Here is a 20,011-nt window from a genome sequence, read left to right on the forward strand (position 1 = left end):
GGACAGAACATCTAGGCGGCCATCACCCGCATCACCGCCGGGTAGGCCAGGAAGATCAGGAACGCGGCGCACAGCAGGAGCTGGGCGACGAGCATCGACTGGGACCGCTCGCCCGCCTTGCCCTCCAGCTCCGACAGCTCCCGGCTGCGCATGGACGCGGCCCGCGCCGTCAGCGACTTGCGGACCTGCGCCCCGTCGTCGGCGACCAGCGCCAGCGCGCCCGACAGGTCGCGCAGCTCGTCGATGTCCAGCTCGTCGCCGAGGCGGCCGAGCGCCTGCCACGGGGTCTGCCCGGTGATGCGCGCGCCCGCCACCGCGTCGCGGATGCGCAGCATCGCCCAGCCGTCGCCGACGTCGGACGCGGCCATCAGCGCCTCGGGCACGCCGCGTCCGCCCGCCAGGTTCATCGCCACCAGGTCGAGGAACGCGCCGACGACGTGCCGGAAGTCCTGGCGCCGCGCCCGCGCCTCCTCCTTGAGCTGCATGTCGGGGAAGAAGAAGAACAGCGCCGCGAACAGCACGCAGATCCACAGCGGCACCTGGAACGACACCCCGGCGCCGAGCAGCGCGAAGTAGGCGGCGACCACCGGGGTGAACAGCAGCGCCGTGGCGGGCAGCAGGAACTTGGTGGCCAGGAACGCCTCCAGCGACCGGCCGGTGATGGCCAGGTCGGCGCGCACCGAATGCATCCGCCACCCGCGCGCCTCGCACAGCTTCACCAGCTCCCGGCCGATGCGGGCGCGCAGCCCGCCGACCTTCTCCAGCGTGGGCGCCATGCGCCGCGCGGCGTTCTCCTCGTCGCGGCGGCGGGCGGCGTCGAAGGCGGCCAGCCGCGCCGCCAGCCCGGGACGCGGCGGGAACAGCGCCCGCACCAGCAGGTACAGACCGGCGCCGACGACCGCCCCGGCCAGCAGCGCGCCGGTCATGCCGTCGCCCGTCATGCCGCACCACCTCCGCCCGCGTCCATCGCGTGCCGTCCGCGCAGCGCCGTCTCGGTCGAGGAGCCGCCCGCCTGCCAGGACGCCACGGTGGTCGGCACCTCGCCGGGCACGCCGGGCTGCGCCGTCCGCGCCCTGGTGAGGAACCGGGCGGGCATCTCGTGCCGGGCCAGCCGCCGCAGCCACAGGAAGCCCGCCGCGTACAGGGCGATCACCAGGGTCAGCACCAGCTGCCCGAGGAAGTCGTCGTAGGGCCGCACGTAGTCGTGGTTGAAGATCGCCAGGCCGAGCGCCGTGCCGACGGAGACGCCGACGACGATACGGACGCTGCGCCGGGTGGCGCGCCGGTCGGCCTCGACGCGGCGGCGCATGTCGAGCTCGGCGCGGGCGGAGGCGGCCAGCGCGGTGAGCATGTCGCGCAGTCCGGGGCCGCGCAGCCGCGCGTTGAGGATCAGCGCGGCGACGACCAGGTCGGCGGACGGGTCGTCCAGGTCGTCGGCGAAGCGGCGCAGCGCCTCGGGCATGGGGACGCGGGTGTGCAGCCGGTCCACCAGCGTCTCCAGCGGACGCCGCAGCACCGGGGACGCCGCCCGCAGGGAGGCCGGGATGGCCTGCTCCAGGCCGACCGCCCCGGCGATCGTGTCGCGCAGCGACTCGGTCCAGGCGGCCAGCGCCTCCAGCCGCGCCATGGCGCGCCGCTCCTCCGCCGCGCCGCCCGCCAGCCCGTTCCAGGCGAGGACGAGCACGGCGGTGCCGAGCGCGCCGATCGGCCAGCGCGTCACGATGAGCACCAGCGCGCCCGCCACGGCCGCGAGGGCGCCGCGCGTGGTCAGCGTGCGGACCAGCTCCTCGCGCCGCCTCCCCCGCGCCGGCGCCGGCCGCACGGGCATCCCGCGGATCGCCGCGACCAGCAGCAGGACGCCGCCGCCGACCGCCGCGCCCGCGACGACGGCGAGCAGCACGTCCGCCGAGTACACCTCACCCACCTCCCCGGCGGGCGGCGGCCCGGGTCACCACGGGCCTCCGAGGGAGGTGTCGTAGCCGTGCCGGGCCAGGTCCTCGGCGCAGGCGATCGGGGCGGACGGGACGGCGTGCCCGTCGGGGCCCATGGCGAACACCTCCGACGACAGCACCCGCCCGTCGCAGCCGGTGACCTCCCGGACGCTGGACACGAAGCGGCGCAGCCGCCCGCCGCTCGCGTAGTCGTTGCGCTTCTCGATGAACACCACGAAGTCGATCGCGCCCGCGATGAGCATGTGGGTGGCCTCCACCGGCAGCCGCTCCTCCGCCTGGATGGCGTACGTGGCGATGCGGTTGAAGACCTCCATCGACGAGTTGGCGTGGATGGTCGACAGCGACCCGTCGTTGCCCTGCGTCATCGCGTTGAGCATGGTGACGATCTCGTCGCCGAGGACCTCGCCGACGATGACGCGCGAGGGGTTCATGCGCAGCGACCGGCGCACCAGCTCGGCCATGGAGATCGCGCCCTGCCCCTCGGAGTTCGGCAGCCGCTGCTCGAACGCCACGACGTTGGGGTGCAGGTCGGGGAAGGCGTCCAGGCCCAGCTCCAGCGCGCGCTCGACCGTGATGAGCCGTTCGTGCGGCGGGATCTCGTTGGCCAGGGCGCGCAGCAGCGTGGTCTTCCCGGCGTTGGTCGCCCCGGCGATCATGATGTTCTTGCGGGCGGCCACCGCGGCGGAGAAGAACCGGGCCAGCTCCTCGGTCATGGTGCCGTTGCCGACGAGGTCGGACAGGAACACCTTGTGGAGGCGGGCGCGCCGGATCGACAGCGCGGGCCGCACCGTGACGTCCATCACCGCCGACAGCCGCGAGCCGTCCGGCAGCCGCAGGTCCAGCTGCGGGTTGGCGGTGTCGAACGGACGCGACGACAGGCCGCTGTAGGCGGCGAGGACCTGGATCAGCTCGATGAGCTCCTCGTCGGAGTCGGCCACCGGCTCGCCCATCACCTCGCGGCCGTCGGCGTACCCGATGAACACCCGGTCGCAGCCGTTGATGTCGATGTTCTCGATCTCGGGGTCCTCCAGCAGCGGCTGCAGGCGGCCGACGCCGAACAGCGCCGCGTGCACGCCCGCCGCCAGCGCCTCCTCCTCTTCGGCGTTGGGCGGACGGCGCCCCGCGGCGATCTCGCCGCGCGCGTACTCCTCGAGCACCTGCCCGATGAGCGCCCGGGCGAACTGCCGTTCGTCCTCCCCGGACATGGGAGGCAGTCCGGCGGCGGCGTCGAGCCGGCGCTGCTGGGCGAGCCTGTCGCCGACCTCTTGGCGCAGACGTTTGACCAGTGCGTGGTCCACCTAGAGCCTCCCCTCCTGCAGTTGCGGGTCCGACGGGGCCGCCGGGCCGCCACCGCCGCCGGGCGGGGCGGGGTGCGCGGCGCCTTCGGGACCTCGGGCGTGCGGGACGGCGGCGTCCGGGGCCGACGCGGCCAGGCGCGCGACCAGCGTCCCGGCGACCTCGCGGGCCGAACGGATCAGCAGGGTCCGGTCCAGCCGGCCGCCCCAGTGGCCGGCCAGCAGTTCCGCGCCCTTGGGGTCCAGGGCCAGGCCGCCGATCACCGACACCGGCGGAGGCTGCGGTCCGCCGGACGCGGCGGCGTCGGCGCGCAGCCGCTGGTGGGCGTTGGCGACGATCCGGTCGACCTCGGCGATGGAGGCGCGGAAGTCGCGCGGGTCGGCCAGCACGACCACGCCGACGGGCGGGCCGCCGCGCAGCTCGCCCGCCAGCGCCGCGATGCGTTCGCGCAGATGGGCGACCTGTTCGAGGGTGGCGCGGGTGAACAGCACGAGCATGTCGGACGCGCGGATCAGGTCGAGCAGCGGCGTGCCCGCGCCGAGCCGTCCGCAGTCGGCCAGCACGTCGACCGGGGCGAGGCCGGCGAACGCGCGGGCCAGCGGCCCCCACAGCCAGGTCATGCCCTGGGCCTGCTCGGCGTTGGTGATGCCGACGAGCACGTCCAGGCCGCCGACCAGCCGCTGGCAGTGCTCGGCGATCTGCTCGGGGCGCAGGCCGCGGCGGGCGGTGGCGGCCAGGCTGAGCAGCCCGCGCGACGGGTTGAGCATGCCGGTGCCGCCCTTGCCGCCGTTCCGGCCGTCGTCGGCGGCGGGCAGCCGGTACACCAGGTCGCCGCCGGCCTGGTCGCATTCGGCGACGAGCACCGGCCGGGGCCAGACCGCGCCGAGGGCGACGGCGGAGGTGGTGACCCCCGGCGCCCCCTTGTCGGCGGCGAGCGCGATGAGTGCCACGGTCAGTTCCCGCCCGCGGTGGACGACCCCTGCTGACCGGCGGGCCGGCCGCCCAGGTTCGGAGTCGTGCCCGGGCCCTGCGTCGCGCCGGTCGGCTGGCCGCCGTCCGGTGCCTGCCCGCCGTCCTGCCCGCCGTTCTGCACGCCGTTCTGGGTGCCGTTCTGGCCGGTGCCGCCCGCACCCGGCGCGGAGTCCTTGGTCTTCTCGGGCGCCGGGGACGCCGCGCCGACCCGCGTCCCCTCGGGGACGAGGCCCACGGCGACCGCGCCCGCCGACGCGGCCTGGGCGACCTGCGGGGCGTCGCTCGGCGCGACCGCCACGTCCACCGTCGTCTGGTCGTCGCGCAGCCGGCCGGCGCCGCCGCCCACGCTGAGGACGACCGCGTCGGCGGACAGCACCGTGCCCGCGCGCGGCCCGCCGCCGTTGGCGCTGCCGACCGCGTACAGCACCACGTGCTTGCCCGCCTCCAGGCCCTGCGCCGGGAACTGGCCGGGTTTGAGCGCCAGCCCCACGACCACGCGGCCCCGGGCGGCGTCGTTGCCCCGGCTGACCATGGCGTTGGTGAGCAGCGCGCCCTTGACCAGCGGCACCGCCGCGTACGCCTGCGTCACCCGCATGCGCTCCGACCACGCGATGTACGACACGCCGGTGTCGCCGATCTGCACCTCCTCCAGCGCGGTGAGCGGGATGCGCTGCCCGGCCGCCACCGGCTGGGCGATCCGGATGGCCGACACCCGCTGCCCGCTGGCCATCACCAGGTACGCGCTGGTCAACGCGCCGCCGAGGATCAGGAGCACGGCCAGGGCGGCGAGCGCGGGCTTGCGCTCGCGCGGCGCGGAGGGAAGCCGCTGCCCGCCGGACGCGCCCAGCCCGGACCGGCCGAGACCGGCCGCCGCGCCGGCGCCGGCGGCGGACGTCCCGCTCGCGACGGCCGACTGGTTGCTCTTCATCGCACTCGCCCCGTGCTCCTTCCCGCCCCGGCGGGCGCCCCACTCCCGGCAGTCCCGCCCGCGTTCGCGTGCCCGCCCCGCGCCGCGAGACGCGGCATTCGCTCCGGCGACGCCCGGTATTCGACATGCACCGAGCGATCCATGCTTGCGGGACGGGCGAGGCCGCGTCAATGGATTCTCGGAGGTGAAGCCGCACCGTGACCGCGCACACCATCATGACCAGCGGATTCACCGGCCACTTGCACACTTACCAAAAGTCACAGAGATCACTTACTGCGTTCGGGAACCGCAGGTCGGGCCGGACGGAATGGCGCATCCTTGAACCGGACGACACCCGCGCGGCAGCCGACCGCGGGCACGGGCCGGTAATTAAGCTGACCCGTGCGCCGGCGCCGTTCGACGACCGCCCCGGGGGCCGGGGCGCCGCGCAGCCCGAGGGCGCGCCCGTCCCGCCGCGGACGCGGACGCCCGGTACGCCGACCGCGCGCCCACCGGCGGCGGAGCACGATGGAGGGGCTCTGAATGCGGATCTCGTTCACGGCGTTGACCGGCCGGGGCGCCCGCGACGTGATCGTCAGCGTCGATTCCGACGCGACGGTCGACAGCGTCGCCCGGTCCCTTTCCGCAGCCCTTGACGGAAATTCGGCGGCGAATGAGCGGCCGATTCCCATGGTGCCGCGTTTTTCGAAAGCCGCCCGTTCGGCGGCGGCCGGCATGTCCGCGTCCGGCTCGCCATCGACGCCGGAGCGCGGGTCCGCGGGGACGCCGACCACGCTGTGGCTGGACGGCCGCATGCTCGACCCCGCGGCGCGGGCGGTCCGGGAGCTGCGGGACGGCGCCGTCGTCGCCGTCGAGCAGCGCACGGCCGCGGCGACCGTGCTGGCCGAGCCGACCGGCACGGTCGAGGTCCGCGTGGTGGGCGGGCCCGCCGCGGGCTCGGTGCACCGGCTCGGGCTGGGCGTGTCGACCCTGGGCTCCGGCGACGACGTGGACGTCCGCGTCGACGACCCCGCGGTGCCGCCCGTCGCGCTGCGCCTCACCGTCGAACGCCAGACCGTCCGCGTGGAGGCGTCCGCCCAGGCCGTGCTGGACGGCGCGGCGCTCGACGCGCCCGCGGTGTGGGAGCCGGGCGCCATGCTCGCGGTCGGCGCCAGCGTCCTGACGCTCGCCCCGGTCGCCGCGCCCGACACCCACCTGGAGCGGCTGCCCGACGGAGGGCTGGCGTTCAACCGCCCGCCCCGCCTGCACCCGGCGCAGCGGCCCCGGCGGCTGGAAGTGCCCAAGCCTCCCGAACGCAACCCGCGCGAGCGGCTGCGGCTGTTCGGGGCGCTGCTGTTCTCGGCGTTCGGGCTGGTGATGGCGGTCGCGCTGAAGCAGTGGTGGTGGGCGCTGTTCGCGCTGGCGTGGCCGGTGATGACGGTCGGGGAGTGGGTCGGCGACCGGCTGCACGGCCGCAAGTCGTACAAGAAGGCGCTGCGCGAGTACCAGCGCAAGGCCGCCGCGTTCGACGGCGAGCTGGACCGGCTGCGCCGCGCCGACCAGGACGAGCGCCGCGCCGCGCACCCCGACCCGGCCGAGGTGCTGCTGACCGCGACCGGCCCGCGCCGCCGCCTGTGGGAACGGCGCGCCGCCGACCCCGACACGCTGCACCTGCGCGTCGGCCTGGCCGACCTGCCCGCCCGCATCGAGCTGGTCGGCGAAACGGACGGCGTCGCCGTCCCGGCCGCGCGGCTGGTGCCGGTGGCGCTGCCGCTGCCCGACCTCGGCGTGCTCGGCGTGACCGGGCCGCGGGCGGCCTCCCGCGGCCTGGCCCGCTGGCTGGTCGCGCAGGCCGCCGCCCTGCACAGCCCCCGCGACCTGGCGATCGTCGTGCTGTGCGCCGACGAGGACGGGCGCGCCGCCGAGAACTGGAACTGGGTGCGCTGGCTGCCGCACTGCGCGCCGCGCGAAGGCGAGGAGTGCGTGGCGCTGGTCGGCGCCGACCCCGAGTCGGCGGCGCACCGCGTCACCGAGCTGGCGATCCGCGTCACCGAGCGCCGCCGCGCGGCGCAGGCGGCGTCCGGGTTCTTCGGGCAGGACAAGCCGCCCGCCGACGCGATCCCGTACAACATCCTGCTCGTGCTGGACGGGGCGCGGGCGCTGCGCCGCGTCCCCGGCATGCCGATGCTGCTGTCCCGCGGCCCCGAGTACGGCCTCTACGCGATCTGCGTGGACGACGAGGAGCGGCTGCTCCCCGAAGAGTGCACCGCCGTGGCGGCGTGGGACGGCCCGCACACCCTGCGGCTGCGCGGTCAAGGGCTGGACGCGATCGGCCCCGTCCTGGCCGACCAGGTGTCGCCCTCGTGGGCGGACCGCGTGGCCCGCGCGCTCGCCCCCGTGCGGGACGTGTCGCGGGAGGACGCCGAAGACGCCCTCCCCGCCTCGGCCCGCCTGCTCGACCTGCTCGACATGCCCGACCCGTCCGCCGAGCACGTGCTGGACGCCTGGCGGCGCACCGGCGGACGCACCACGCGCGTGCCCATCGGCGTCGGCCCGGACGGTCCGTTCGAGATCGACCTGCGTACCGACGGCCCCCACGGCCTGATCGCCGGAACCACGGGGGCGGGCAAGTCCGAGCTCCTGCAGACGCTCATCGCGTCCCTCGCCGTGGCCAACCGCCCGGACGAGATGACGTTCGTGCTCATCGACTACAAGGGCGGAGCCGCGTTCAAGGACTGCGCCCGCCTGCCCCACACCGTCGGCATGGTCACCGACCTGGACGGGCACGCCACCGAACGCGCGCTCGAATCGCTGTCGGCCGAGCTGCGCCGCCGCGAGGAGATCCTGCTGCGCGCCGGGGCCAAGGACATCGACGACTACCACGACGCGGGCGGCACCGGGCTCCCCCGCCTCGTCCTCGTCATCGACGAGTTCGCCGCGATGGTGGCGGAACTGCCCGACTTCATCGCGGGCCTGGTGGACATCGGCCGTCGGGGCCGCTCCCTGGGCGTGCACCTGATCCTGGCCACGCAGCGTCCCGCCGGGGTCGTCACGGCCGACATCCGCGCCAACACCAACCTGCGCATCGCCCTGCGCGTCACCGACCCCGACGAATCCACCGACGTGCTGGACGCGCCCGACGCCGCCGACATCGCCAAGTCGACCCCGGGGCGCTGCTACGTGCGCTCCGGCGCGTCCGAGCTGTACCCGGTGCAGACCGCCCGGGTCGGGGGCCGCCGCCCCGGGGGGTCGGCGGGCCCCGGCTCCCCCTCCGTCCTGCCGCTCCCCTGGCAGAGCCTCGGCCGCCCGCTGCCGTCGCCCCGCGAAGCCGCGGACGACGCACCCGCCGTCACCGACCTGGCGGTCCTGGTGCAGGCGGTGGACGAGGCCGCCCGCCGCGCCGGGATCGACAAGCAGCCGTCCCCATGGCTCACCCCATTGCCCGAGAAGGTGAAGCTCACCCCGCGCACGGCCGCCGGCGGCTCGGTGGTGGAGGTGCCGCCCGTCCCGTTCGGCATCACCGACCTGCCCGCCACCCAGTCGCGCGAGCCGCTCACCCTGGACCTGACCTCCGGCGGCCACCTGTACATCGCGGGCTCAGCCCAGTCGGGCCGTTCGACCGCGCTGCGCACTATCGCGGGCTCCCTGGCGGGGGCGTGCTCCCCGTACGACGTGCACCTGTACGCGATCGACTGCGGCTCCAACGCCCTACTGCCGCTGGTCGCGCTGCCGCACTGCGGGGCCGTGGTGAGCCGCGACCAGCTCGACCGGGTCGAACGGCTCATCGCCGCGCTGTCCGCCGAGGTGTCCCGCCGCCAGCAGCTTCTGGCCGAGGCGGGCTTCGCGTCCCTGTCCGAGCAGCGCGCCGCCGTGGCCGCCACCGACCGCCTGCCCTGGATGCTCCTCCTGCTGGACCGCTGGGAGGGGTTCACCGCGGCGTTCGAGAACTACGACTACGGCCGCCTGCTGGACGCGCTGGTGCGGCTGCTGCGCGAGGGCGCGTCGGTCGGGCTGCGGGCGGTGTTCACCGGCGACCGCTCCGGCCTGTCCGGCCAGATCTCGACCGTCTTCGACCGGCGTCTCGTGCTGCGCATGGCCGACCCCAACGACTACGGGTACGCGGGCCTGCAGGAGAAGCAGATCCCCGCCGCCATGCCGCCCGGCCGCGCCCTGGAGGTGGTCGGCCCGGGGCTGCCGGTGCGTGAGTCGCAGATCGGCCTGCTCGCCGACGACCCGTCCGGCACCGCGCAGGTGGCGGCCCTGCAGGAGATCGCACGCGCATGCGTCACTCGCTATGGCCGCCTGCCCCGCAAGCAACGCCCCCTTCACGTGGACGAACTGCCCGTCCGCGTCACGTACCGCGAGGCGATGGCGCTCGACCCGGAATTCCTCGCGCCCTCGCCCCTGTGGGCCCTGGTGGGCGTGGGCGGCGACACGCTGTCGCCCGTCGGCATCGACCTGCTGAACGAGGGGCCCGGTTTCGTCGTGGCGGGGCCGCCCCGCTCCGGCCGGTCCACGACGCTCCTTACGATCGTCCACTCGCTCCTGGACCCGTCGGTGGGCGGCGGGTTGACGCCGGTGGTGCTCATCACGCCGCGCCGCTCCCCTCTGCGGGAGCTGTCGGGCCATCCGGGCGTCCTCGGCGTCCTGACCGGCGACGCCGACCCGGACGACCTCACCGACACGATCGGCGACGAGCACCGCTACGTCGTCGTGGTGGACGACGCCGAGCTGCTGGACGAGACCGACCTGGACGACGCGCTGTGCGGCGTCCTGCGCACGGCCCGCGACGGCGAGCACGCCGTCGTCATCGGCGGCACCACCGAGGACCTGGGTCGCGGCTACCGCGGCTTCCTCTCCGACACGCGCCGCTCCCGCTCCGGCGTCCTGCTGTCCATCAGCTCCCCGGACGACGGCGACCTGTTCGGCCTGCGCCTGCCCCGCAACGCCCCGACCGCCGGCCCCACAGGCCGCGGCCTGTTCGTCGCCACAGGCCTCACCACCCAGATCCAGGTGGCCCTCCCCCCAACCCCCAACAACCCCTGACGCACCCCACCCACACGGCCTCCGGGCCGCCGTCACATCGAAATGCGCTGGACGACGTAGGGCGATTTCTCATCCGGCGCCGTTGCCGAACACGTCGCCGCACATGCGGTCGTGACCGAGGAAGGTGAAGAACCGTTGTTCACTGACGATGCCTGCATGCATCGCCCTGGCCCCCTCTACGTCGAGCACCTGCACAGACGAGCAGGCGAGACTCCTGGGCGGCGGCCGAGTCGACCAGGAACGGCATGCCATCGGTGATGATCTGTACAACGGTGCGCCTGGAGTCCGGTCCGTCGTCGAGGTGTCCTAAGCTGCCAAGTCGTTGGGCCTGACCTTTCGGGCTCATACCGCAGGCGGGCACAGCCCTAAAAGGGCCCCCATCCCCTCGGACCTGGCCAAAGTCCCCGGATGGGGGCCCTCGCTCCCCTAGTGAAGGGGACCGAACGGTCCGCCGGACCGCAGCCAGTGGAAGACGACCCACAGGCCGGTCTTGACCAGCTCAAGACCGATGCGGATGCGCCAGTACCAGCCTGATCCGTCGTCCCGTCTCCTGCCGGGCACACCCATTGCTGGGTGCCTCCTCTCCTCCGGCCAGTTCGGGCCTGGCCGTCGCCCTGCCGGACCATCCGGCGATCGCACGCATGGTCCGATCGGAGAGGAGGAGTAGGGCCCGCGCCGATGCGAGCAGGACCTACCTCGGAAGCGTAGCGAGGAGAGCCGCAAAGCTGACCAGGCAAAAAATGGCCGGGGGAACGTTTCCTCAGTTCAAACCACTGCGCAACTGCGCAGCGGATCTGTGGAGCGGCGACCGAGTCGACCAGGAACGGCATGTCATCGGTGACGATTTGTACAACGGTGCGCCTGGGTCCGGTCCGTCGTCGAGGTGTCCTAAGCTGCCAAGTCGTTGGGCCTGACCTGTCGGGCTCATACCGCAGGCGGGCATAGACCAGCAGGGTCCGTCCGCTCGAATTTGGCCCAGAGTCGCCCCCTCGCTCCTGGAAGAGAAGCCGAACGGTTCCCCGCTCACACACGTGCAGAACGTCGGCGCTGCGGGGTCAGCGAACGCTTCCTTCAGTACTGCAACAGCCCGACGATTCACCTGACGAGCCCAGGAGAAGGCACCTTGCAGAGAGTCATGGACAGATCAGCACTAGCGTCACCGGCCATCTCCCCACCAAGCCGCTGATCCGCTGTTGCGTATCATTGAGGCCCACTGGACGCCCAGGTGCACTGCGGCCATCAGGGCCGCGGGGTGCACTTGTGCAGCTCACCGAATCGATTCTGCGCGATCCGCATGAACGCGAACATATCCTGCACAGGATCCCGCCCCCGCACCACGGGCGCGAAGTCAATGCTCAACCACGGCTGCTTGTCACCACACCGGAACAAACTGATCACATAGTTGGGTCTGACCTTGATGCTGTCAGGTCTTGCGAATCCCGTTCCCAGATCCGCAGGCAAGGTGTGCGCACTATCAGGAAAAGAAGGCCGGTTCTCTCTGAGAACTTTCTCACCGTCATCGAAATCCCACTGGATCCCCAGCGGCGGCTGCCGCCCCTTGGCATGAGCCACGCACAGCCCCGAGTCCTTCTGTGGACCATTCCACTGAGCACTCAACTGCATGGTCAGCCCGGTCACGCGACGGAACTCCACCTCTGGAACGAGATCACACAGGTAGGGGACACGATCACGAACCGGAGCCAAATCTGCAGAGACGGTCGACTGAGCAGTGTTTCTACCGCCATCGCAAGCGTTGACCGCAAGCGTTAGAAAGACGCCGGCAATCAATGCTGAACTGACCGGTTTGGACACGCCTTCTTTAACCACTCGACATTTGACCGACACACCTGTACCACTTCCACGGCACTCATGGCCGCGGCGTGCACTTGTGCAGCTCACCGAATCGCTTCTGCGCGATCCTCATGAACGCGAACATATCCTGCACAGCATCCCGCCCCCGCACCACAGGCGCGAAATCAATGCTCAGCCACGGTCGCTTGTCACCGCACTTGAACAAGCTGATCACATAGTTGGGATTCGGGTAGCCCGCAGCAGGACTGGCAAACCCTTTCCCGAGCCCCTCAGGCAGCGCATGGATGCCGTTATCCGCATAGGATTTCTCCAGACGACGAATGACCTCCTCGCCGTCACCGTAGCGCCAGTGGATACCCAACGGCGCGTCTCGCCCCTGGGCATAAGCGAGACATAGGCCAGTCGTGGTTAGATTCCCACTCCACCTAGGGGACAGTCGAAGAGACAAGCCCGTGACCCGGCGAAACTCTCCCTCCGGAACCAGATCACACAGGTAGGGGCCGACATCAATGACCGGCCGCAGGTCTACCGGCGGTGAGCTCGACTTGCCATCTCCTTCATCGCCTCCACGACAGGCTCCTAGGCTCAAAAGCGAGCAGACGACCGGAACGACCAGCCAATAACGCACGAGTGACCTCACCGCTGCTCGCTAGGGTGCACGTTGAATCGACCGTCGTCAGTGCGATAATGACCGGCCACCTGCCGTATTCCATTGTCCATCGAAGTGATAGACCTGTCTTGCAGATCCCGCACAATATCGTATTCTTCAATCGCCCACCGTCTGAGGGCGTTATATTGCTCGGGAGCAAGCGAATCCACCGGACGCAGTCGGGGAGGGTTTCCCGGCACAGCAAACGGCTGCCCGTTTAGCTCCTCTGGCCGCCATCGGTGGTTCTGCGCGACGGAGGAGACAAGCATTTGGCCGAAGAGGCCTTCGATGGCCTCGGCGTTGTTGGTTGGGCGGCTGACGGCGCTGTCGGGTTTCTCCTGGAATGGCTTGGAGGCCTGGGCCGCTACCTTGGCCAGCTGCTGGGTCACCAACTGGTTGTAGGCGAGGGTGGCCCCCGGGACTCCGGTTGCGCTGACGGCGAGGGAACCCGCGTCGCCGACGAGACCGGTGAGGCGGGCCACCTTGTCCTGGAGCTCCTTGTTGACCGCGTCGACGCGGCCATGCTCGGCGAGGACGGTCTGGTTGCGGGCCTCGATCAGGTGGCCGAAGACCTGCGCGTTGGCCACGACCGCCTCGGTCAGGGCGATCCTGGTGCCTTTCGCGGCGGCTTGGCGGATGTCCACCTGGGCGTGCGCGATCTGCGCGTTGAGCAGCTTGTCGAAGGCGGACGCGTCGCGCGAGACGTCCAGGAGCAGGTAGTCCAGGTCCGCGTACCCCATCGGCGTCGTGCCCTGCTTGGCGCCGAGGATGAACAGGCCGTACTCCTTGTTCACCGTGGTGATGTGGTGGGCGAGCACGTCCGCCATGTGCGTGCGCAGGCCGGACAGCGCGTCCAGCTTCTCCTTGTCCGCGATCTTCAGTTGCTTGGTGGCGGGGTCGACCTTGAAGTACTTGCGCGCGTCCTCGCTCAGGATCTTCCCGGCGGTGAAGGCGATGCGTTCGGAGTCTTTGTCGTCGCCGATGGAGGCGGTCTTGATGACTTTGCCCAGGGCGTCGCCTCGGTCGGTCAGAGCCCAGACCTCGCGGCGGGTGCGCAGCAGGTACTCCAGATTGGACGTGGTCTTCTCGGCCTGCTCGTCACGCGGCCAGACCCCGTACAGACGCTGGTCGAGGAGGACTTGGGCGGCTTCCCGTCCCGAGGCCGCGGTCGCGTTGAGGAGGGGGATGAGGTAGTCGGTCTTGCGTTCACCGCCGACGACCTTGGTCGTCCCGGGGTCGAGGGCGTTGCCGAGGCGGTAGCGGCCGGCGAGGTCGGGCAGCGGCCACGTGGACGGGCGGTCCTTGTGCGAGCGGTCGTAAATGATCATGCCGCCGCCCACGGTGCTGATGAATTTCGTGGAGAAGCGGGCGTCGCCGGCTGCGGCGAGAAGCGTGGACAGCGCCTGGTAGCCCACCACGCCGTACGGCGGCTTGCTGCGCGGCGGAAAGTTCGCGCTGCCCACCTCGTTGAGCTGTTTCAGGTACTCGTCGCCGACATAGCCGCTGCGTGCGGCGGGGTCGGTGCCGAGAGCGAGGCTGCGGCCGAGGATGGCGAGGGCGTGCCGGACGTCGCGGGCGTGCGCGTCCACGCTGTCGCGGTACTGGGCGATGTCGCCGCCGAGGTGGGACGTGAAGTCGATTGGCAATCTGACGACGCCTTCGGGGCCGAGCGCCTCCAGCAGCGCCTTGGCGAACGCCGGAGTGATGTCCTGCGGGTTCACTCGGCTGAGCTCGGCCTTCGCGGCCGCGTCGCCGTCGGCCGCGCGGCGCAGCAGCCCCGCGACGCGGCGGCCGTCGCCGTAGGCGACCTGGTCGGTGTAGCGGTCGGGGAGGGTGAGGTAGCTGCCGTCCTGCCGGTCGATCCTGAAGGCGAGCCGCTCTCGGTCCAGGTTGTGCGCCAGGACGTTGCGGCGGCGCAGGTCGGCCGCGGCCCTGCCAGCCCAGGCGGCGATCCGTTTGATCTCCATCGCCGGGGCGGTGCTGACTCCGGCGCCGTGCAGGGACTGCCAGAGTTCGTGGGCGAGCTTCTCCAGGCTGGTCGCCGCCTGCGTCATCTGCCGCGTCATCTGGTCGAACTGCGCCAGCTTGACGCCGCAGGTGTCGGGCCCGAGCCAGTTGTCCCCCATGGCCCTCTCACATTCCCCCTCGTCAGAGCGGCGGCCGCCGCAGTTTGTCCTGTACCAGTTCGAGGGCTTTGCGCAGCTGCGCGTGGAGCTCCCTGTCGCTGCGTTCGAGCTCCTGCCCGAACGCCTTGGCGGACTCGCCGCCGACCCACGCGTGGTCGCCCATGGCCCGCAGCGGTCCGGTGAAGACGTGCCAGTGCTCGTCGGACAACGTCTGGACGTGCATGAGCATGAGCTGCAGGCGCAGACGTTCTTCCACGGCACCTCCCCGTCCGGCATGGCGCGAGCCCCGGCCTCGGGGGGGTGAGCCGGGGCCCGCGCGTCCCTGGGCGCGTTCAGCGCGTGGCGGCCTCGATGTTCTGCTGGGAGCGCTTGATGTCCTGGCTGCCCTGCTCCAGCGCGAGCGCCATCTTGTCGAACGCGGCCTTGGCCTCGGCCCAGGCGCTGCGGAAGCGGTCGGCACCGGGCCCCCACCAGATCTCCGTGCTGCTCACGGTGCGGCTGTTGAGGTCCTTGATCAGGGCGTCGAGATTTCTGGAGTGCTTGCTGAACATGCGGGAGAGCTCCTCGAGGGCCCCGATGCTCGCACCCCGCTTGTCGCTCATGCCCGACCCCTTTCGTCGCTTGCCCCGCTTTTCTAGGGTGGCGCCAGTTTACGACTCGCAGATCACAGGAAGCCACCGGCGCATCGCGCAGGACGTGCCGTTTTACTGCATTCTCTTCTCGCTCGACTGGCCGGATCCGGTCAAACGTTTCGCCCGGTCGCGCGCGTCTCGGAGATCATCGAGCGGCGGTTCACGGGCGGATCATGACGCGCGGGATGACCGGGCGTCAAGAAATCCGCAGGCTGAGCAGCCTGGCGACGTACGCGACCGCCTCCGCGACATTCTCGGCCGAGCAGATGATGCTGCCCCATTCCGACAGAAAGCATGCCTCTCCGTTGATCGTTTGAAGATGGACGTCCGTGCTGAGCGGCGCCTCCGGATGAGACGCCCGCAGGACACGTCCTTCCTGGTCGGAGTCGCGCAGCCGCGCCGGCACCCCGTACTTCCCGAGCGCCTCGGCGAGTTCCCGCAACGGCCCCAGCGGATCCTCGTCGTCCATGTTCGTCTCCATCTGTCCGGTTTCCCCCTACCAGAATCCCCTGCCGAGGACTTTGCGGTCCCGTGCGGTCTCGACGGCGAGCAGTTCGCACAGCCGCGCCGGGGTGTCCGCGTCCAGGGACGCCTGACATCCGGCCCGCAGCTGCTCCTTGTCGAGCGGCCCTCTCATGGCCCACCACCGCCCGCGATCGCTGACGAAGACGCGCCAGCCCGGGTACGCCCGCTTGATCACGTCCGCGAACCACACCCGAGCGTTTTCGCTCAGTTCCGCGCTCTCCCCGTCCGGCCACCAGACCGGCCGGCGATCCAGCTCACACCCGACGTTCTTCCGTTCAACACGCACCTCTCCGATCCGAAAGCTCATGTCGCCTCTCCTTTGCGCGACACCGAACGGCACCGAAGGCCCTTGCCCCAAGGCGCCCTCTCGGGAGTCTCAAGATAGCCATACGTATTAATCACGTCTAGTCATTCAACGTATTCAATACGTACCCATACGTCTAGGTACGTATCTATACGTCTACAGTTCGTGGACGTGGAGCCTGATCATGAACTCGTGGCGCCGATCTATCAGCAGATCGGCCGGATCATCAGGCGCCGGATCCTGTCCGGTGAACTGCGGCCTGGACAGCGGATCCCCAGTGAGCAGGCACTGGTCGAGGAATTCGGGGTGGCACGCGAGACCGCCCGGCGCGCGGTGGCGTGGCTGCGAGATCAAGGCTTGGTCCACACCGCGCCGCAGCGCGGAAGCTTCGTGACGACGGACGGGGCCGCCGTGGATCCGCCCGCCTGGTCGACGGACGACACGGCGCCCGCGTACCTGCGCATAGCCAGCATCATCAAGAAGCGCATCGACGCGGGTCTGCTGAAGCCGACACGGCCGATACCCAGCGAAAAGCAACTGTGCCAAGAGTTCGGCGTATCACGTGTCACCGCACGCAGGGCAGTGGCCTACCTGCGTGAGCAAGGGCTCATCTACACCGTGCCGCAACGCGGCTCATACGTCGCACCGCCCGGTGACCAGTCGGACTGAGGACCGACAGCCAACCGTCGAACCGGGGGTCGTTGAGAGGACGGGTCGTACGAAGCAGGCCTTGCTAGCCCACATAAGGTCCGGCGCCCTCGACGTGAGGAGGCCCCACCCGCACCCACAAGGCCCGTCTAACAACCATGCGACAGAGGGACCACGGCTCGACCGCCCCACAACCGACGGGACCGACACGACCGTCAACCGCCGCACCGGGGGACCTCCGGAGACGGAACCGCACGCGCCCGGGACACGCTCACCCACAAGAACGCGCCTTGCGCCTTGACGTGGAGCGCCCTACTCACGCCGGTAGTGCGTCTTCACCTGATCGCAAGGCCGCCCACACCCGCATCGCCCCCACACCGGCAAGGCTGGCACGACCTATCAGCCGGCTAACCGCGGGACTACCAAGGGGCCAGCTGGGGATGCGTCAAGCAGACCGCTCCCCATATCCGCGCGGAGAGCCCTTCATCGATCGCGGTCGGGGCGCAGGTGGCGGGAGGCGGCCAGGCAGGCGGACAACCATGTAGCCTCCGGACGATTGATGATCAAGTCACTGACAGTGATCATTCCGTCCAACGGGCCGTCGAGGCGTATCGAGTGGTCGCCGACGCGGAACATCTGCCAGTCCGCGTCGCTGTGCCACAGCCGGGCGGTCTTCTCGCCCCGACGCTGGGCGAAGACGAGCTCTTCCCCGTACTCGTTCCGGAAGTATCCGACGTAGTCCTGTGAGGTGACCTCACCTCCACAGAGACGGGCCAGAAGCTGGTGGATCGCAGTGCGAGTCTCGCTCATGTTCCGGGTTCTTCCTCCGAATCTGAGTCTTGCCGTGCCGACGACAGGGCCAGCATCCGTTCGGCTGACTCCAGAAGCGTTTCGTAGGTGATCACTTCTATCCGCGCCAGGTGCGCATTGTAGGTACGCAGCGTTTCCGTGACTTCCCGGCGTGTGATTTTCTGGTTCACGTATCTTGGATGTCCGATCACGACCGTCGCCGAGGCCCTGCGGGTGTCGACACCGTACTTCGCGAGGATGGTGTGGCGGTTTTCGTCCAGAGTCCGCAGGTAGTTCTGGACCTGGGACACCGCGTGATGCACCGGGGCCCCTGGCATGAGATGGCCGCTGCGCCGGATGACCAGATCACTGATATTGGCGCGTTTGAGTTCGACAACGTGCAGGGATCCGTCCCCGCGTAGGAGCGGAATGTCGAGGATGGTGTCCGGCGTGTACTGACGACGGGACAGCTCGGCCACATAGACTCCACCGAAAATCCACTCCTGCCCCTTCAAGCAGTCGTGCAGCGCACCTTCGGAGCTGTCCGGGTCGTCCACCGCAGCGCGCAAGGCCGCGAGGCCAGCACGCCTGGCCTTCAGTTCGAGCACCTGGGCCAGCAGCCCCGCGTCGACGCCCTCCACAGCTTCGCCGATCATCCGCGCGGCCTGGGCGGAGGCGGGCCGGGGCAGGTTCTTGAGAACCAACTCCATGCGTCCGAACTGCTGAAGCGTCCTCAATTCCCGGTGGCGCAGCCGGGTCCCACCCTCACCTGCTCCGATGCTCAGGTGGTCGACAGATAGGGCTATCCCGCGGAACAGTTCACGGGCGTCGGCAGCGGTCGCATCGGGGTTGTCACGGCATAGGGCGTCGAGCGCGGCGACCGCCCGCTCGGCCCCCATGGCGGCCATTTTCCTCATGAATCGCTCGCTGCGCTGCCTCGCTTCCTCGTCATAGAAAATCTCCAGAACATCGAGGTACAGGTCCCCACGGGCGTAGGAAGCGAAGTGCTGGAAGCGCTCGGCAAGATCGAAGTCCTCGTGGAGGACCGCTTCCTGGGCAACATCCTCCAAGGCGTCCACGAGCGGCTTTCCCTTGCCGTATTTGTCAGTAGATTCCATGATGCGCAGAACCGCATCAATACGCTCCCGCACACGCGGGCGATTAGTCAGCTCCCGCGCATCTTTCACCATGCATAAAAGCCTGAAGCTTGATCGGAAACCCACGCGGGCCACCTTAGAGCCAAGCACTGACAATTGACTTTGCACTGGCCGGAGCAGGCCACGAGGTGGCGAGCGTGACGGTTCGGAGTTCGCAGAGAACGAGGACGGGGGTCAGCGGTCGGAGCTGGGGTCGTTGAGGGGGTGGGCCGTGGGATCCAGGACGTGCTCGCCCACGAGGATGATCTGGGCGCCGTCGGTGGTGAAGTCGAAGCGGCGGCGGACGGACTGGGTGACCTTGCCGGTCTCGTAGCGGATCTCGGTGTGCTCGGTGGCGTCCAAGGTGATGCGGTCGCCGGTGCGGACGACGCGTTCGGGTTCGAGGGTGGTGCGGGCGCTGGTGTACGGGGGGCCGCCCTCGACCGGGGCGCGGCCGCGGTTCTGGAGTTCGCGGACGGCGCGGGCCTGCAGGCGGGCCAGATGGGGTGCGATCCGCACGCCGAGCACCTCGGTGGGGGCCTGGCGGGAGCGGGGGCGCCGGACGAGCGCCTCGGAGCGGTACTGGAGCAGGGCGCGGGCGGCGACGGTGAGCTGACGCGTGGTGTCGGCGTCCACGGTCGGCGAGTCGTCGATGACGGCGGAGGACGACAGCGTCGCGCACGCGACCAGCGCGACCGCCGCAAGGCCGAGACGGCGAACCATCAGACTCCCGGGTAACCAGCCGAATCAGAGCGAAGATACACCCGGGCCACGCGGCCGGGGAGTCGAGAAGACGGTCGCTTGAACGTCTCGGTGGTCACCCCTGGAAGGAGCGACCACGTCACGGGAATGAAAACGGTTATCACCGTGTTCGCCCGGGTGAGCGTAGCAGGAGGTCGCCATGAAGCAGGGGATCCACCCCGAGTACCGGCCCGTCGTGTTCCGCGACCGCAGCGCCGGTGTCGAGTTCGTCACACGGTCCGCCGTCGTCACCGACCGGACGATCCAGCGGGAGGACGGCACCGTGCTCCCGCTCGTGGACGTCGATGTCAGTTCGGCGAGCCACCCCTACTACACGGGGCGCGGCCGCATCCTCGACGCCACTGGAGCCGTGGAGAGATACCGCCGCCGTTACGGGGCACGCACCAGGTGACGCCGCACCCCTAGAAATCACTCGCCGCCCCCCTGATCAGGAGGGCCTTACGAAGGTGGTGGCG

22 protein-coding genes and 1 pseudogene are annotated in these 20,011 nt (G+C 70.6%); 3 read left to right on the top strand and 20 right to left on the bottom strand.

Features of this window, described 5'->3' with window-relative positions; genetic code table 11:
• Positions 1-11 precede the first annotated feature (11 nt).
• From AR3_RS01910 to AR3_RS31950, 6 genes are all read right to left on the bottom strand, one after another.
• A complete protein-coding gene (locus tag AR3_RS01910; protein WP_067907340.1) occupies positions 12-941 on the bottom strand; it encodes a type II secretion system F family protein in 930 nt (309 codons plus the stop codon).
• On the bottom strand, positions 938-1,915 hold the full coding sequence (locus AR3_RS01915) for a type II secretion system F family protein (protein ID WP_067907343.1): 978 nt from the start codon (positions 1,913-1,915) through the stop codon (positions 938-940). The genes AR3_RS01910 and AR3_RS01915 overlap by 4 nt, the downstream gene beginning before the upstream one ends.
• Positions 1,916-1,948: 33 nt before the next feature.
• A complete protein-coding gene (locus tag AR3_RS01920) occupies positions 1,949-3,250 on the bottom strand; it encodes a TadA family conjugal transfer-associated ATPase (RefSeq protein ID WP_067907346.1) in 1,302 nt (433 codons plus the stop codon).
• The gene (locus AR3_RS01925; protein WP_083950842.1) at positions 3,251-4,198 is read right to left on the bottom strand and encodes a hypothetical protein; all 948 of its coding nucleotides are present in this window, start codon (positions 4,196-4,198) and stop codon (positions 3,251-3,253) included.
• Positions 4,199-4,200: 2 nt separating this feature from the next.
• A complete protein-coding gene (locus tag AR3_RS01930; RefSeq protein WP_083950843.1) occupies positions 4,201-5,148 on the bottom strand; it encodes a hypothetical protein in 948 nt (315 codons plus the stop codon).
• A gap of 266 nt (positions 5,149-5,414) precedes the next feature.
• The gene (locus tag AR3_RS31950) at positions 5,415-5,942 is read right to left on the bottom strand and encodes a hypothetical protein (protein ID WP_227023223.1); all 528 of its coding nucleotides are present in this window, start codon (positions 5,940-5,942) and stop codon (positions 5,415-5,417) included.
• Here AR3_RS31950 and AR3_RS01935 point away from each other — a divergent pair.
• On the top strand, positions 5,941-10,173 hold the full coding sequence (locus AR3_RS01935) for an FtsK/SpoIIIE domain-containing protein (protein ID WP_227023222.1): 4,233 nt from the start codon (positions 5,941-5,943) through the stop codon (positions 10,171-10,173). The two genes, AR3_RS31950 and AR3_RS01935, sit on opposite strands and share 2 nt — an antisense overlap.
• 69 nt (positions 10,174-10,242) lie before the next feature.
• Here the strand turns inward: AR3_RS01935 and AR3_RS32540 are convergent, their stop codons facing one another.
• The 11 genes and pseudogenes from AR3_RS32540 to AR3_RS30970 form a co-directional block, all read right to left on the bottom strand.
• On the bottom strand, positions 10,243-10,368 hold the full coding sequence (locus AR3_RS32540) for a hypothetical protein (RefSeq protein WP_281179221.1): 126 nt from the start codon (positions 10,366-10,368) through the stop codon (positions 10,243-10,245).
• On the bottom strand, positions 10,313-10,519 hold the full coding sequence (locus AR3_RS32845; RefSeq protein ID WP_390097716.1) for a hypothetical protein: 207 nt from the start codon (positions 10,517-10,519) through the stop codon (positions 10,313-10,315). The genes AR3_RS32540 and AR3_RS32845 overlap by 56 nt, the downstream gene beginning before the upstream one ends.
• A gap of 80 nt (positions 10,520-10,599) precedes the next feature.
• Positions 10,600-10,740, bottom strand: a complete 141-nt coding sequence (locus AR3_RS30175) for a hypothetical protein (RefSeq protein WP_157406600.1) — start codon at positions 10,738-10,740, stop codon at positions 10,600-10,602.
• Between the two features lie 239 nt (positions 10,741-10,979).
• A pseudogene (locus AR3_RS32850) lies at positions 10,980-11,204 on the bottom strand (hypothetical protein); the annotation flags it as partial.
• A gap of 208 nt (positions 11,205-11,412) precedes the next feature.
• Positions 11,413-11,985: a hypothetical protein gene (locus AR3_RS30180; protein WP_146150310.1), complete on the bottom strand. Its 573-nt coding sequence runs from the start codon at positions 11,983-11,985 to the stop codon at positions 11,413-11,415.
• 55 nt (positions 11,986-12,040) lie between these two features.
• Positions 12,041-12,346, bottom strand: coding sequence for a hypothetical protein (locus tag AR3_RS30185; RefSeq protein ID WP_146150309.1), 306 nt, complete (start codon positions 12,344-12,346; stop codon positions 12,041-12,043).
• Between the two features lie 275 nt (positions 12,347-12,621).
• Positions 12,622-14,760 (bottom strand): hypothetical protein, encoded by a 2,139-nt coding sequence (locus AR3_RS01940; RefSeq protein ID WP_067907351.1) that lies wholly within the window; start codon positions 14,758-14,760, stop codon positions 12,622-12,624.
• A gap of 22 nt (positions 14,761-14,782) precedes the next feature.
• Complete coding sequence (locus AR3_RS01945; protein WP_067907354.1) at positions 14,783-15,016, bottom strand: hypothetical protein; 234 nt, start codon at positions 15,014-15,016, stop codon at positions 14,783-14,785.
• A gap of 76 nt (positions 15,017-15,092) precedes the next feature.
• Positions 15,093-15,362: a WXG100 family type VII secretion target gene (locus tag AR3_RS01950; protein ID WP_067907358.1), complete on the bottom strand. Its 270-nt coding sequence runs from the start codon at positions 15,360-15,362 to the stop codon at positions 15,093-15,095.
• Between the two features lie 226 nt (positions 15,363-15,588).
• Positions 15,589-15,861, bottom strand: coding sequence for a hypothetical protein (locus tag AR3_RS01955; protein WP_146150308.1), 273 nt, complete (start codon positions 15,859-15,861; stop codon positions 15,589-15,591).
• 27 nt (positions 15,862-15,888) lie between these two features.
• Positions 15,889-16,029, bottom strand: coding sequence for a hypothetical protein (locus AR3_RS30970; protein WP_169803773.1), 141 nt, complete (start codon positions 16,027-16,029; stop codon positions 15,889-15,891).
• Positions 16,030-16,413: 384 nt separating this feature from the next.
• On the opposite strand from AR3_RS30970, the gene AR3_RS01965 reads away from it, so the two are divergent.
• A complete protein-coding gene (locus AR3_RS01965; protein WP_067907369.1) occupies positions 16,414-16,890 on the top strand; it encodes a GntR family transcriptional regulator in 477 nt (158 codons plus the stop codon).
• Between the two features lie 462 nt (positions 16,891-17,352).
• On the opposite strand, the gene AR3_RS01970 is transcribed toward AR3_RS01965, so the two are convergent.
• The 3 genes from AR3_RS01970 to AR3_RS01980 all read right to left on the bottom strand — a co-directional run bounded on the left by AR3_RS01970 (position 17,353) and on the right by AR3_RS01980 (position 19,517).
• On the bottom strand, positions 17,353-17,679 hold the full coding sequence (locus AR3_RS01970; protein ID WP_067907372.1) for a hypothetical protein: 327 nt from the start codon (positions 17,677-17,679) through the stop codon (positions 17,353-17,355).
• Positions 17,676-18,881, bottom strand: coding sequence for a Shedu anti-phage system protein SduA domain-containing protein (locus AR3_RS01975; protein WP_217998417.1), 1,206 nt, complete (start codon positions 18,879-18,881; stop codon positions 17,676-17,678). The genes AR3_RS01970 and AR3_RS01975 overlap by 4 nt, the downstream gene beginning before the upstream one ends.
• Before the next feature lie 108 nt (positions 18,882-18,989).
• Positions 18,990-19,517 (bottom strand): hypothetical protein, encoded by a 528-nt coding sequence (locus AR3_RS01980; protein ID WP_067907380.1) that lies wholly within the window; start codon positions 19,515-19,517, stop codon positions 18,990-18,992.
• Positions 19,518-19,695: 178 nt separating this feature from the next.
• On the opposite strand from AR3_RS01980, the gene AR3_RS01985 reads away from it, so the two are divergent.
• Positions 19,696-19,947: a type B 50S ribosomal protein L31 gene (locus AR3_RS01985; protein WP_067907382.1), complete on the top strand. Its 252-nt coding sequence runs from the start codon at positions 19,696-19,698 to the stop codon at positions 19,945-19,947.
• The last annotated feature ends 64 nt before the right edge of the window (positions 19,948-20,011 follow it).

Source organism: Actinomadura rubrobrunea NBRC 15275, assembly GCF_001552235.1.
GTDB lineage: Bacteria > Actinomycetota > Actinomycetes > Streptosporangiales > Streptosporangiaceae > Spirillospora > Spirillospora viridilutea.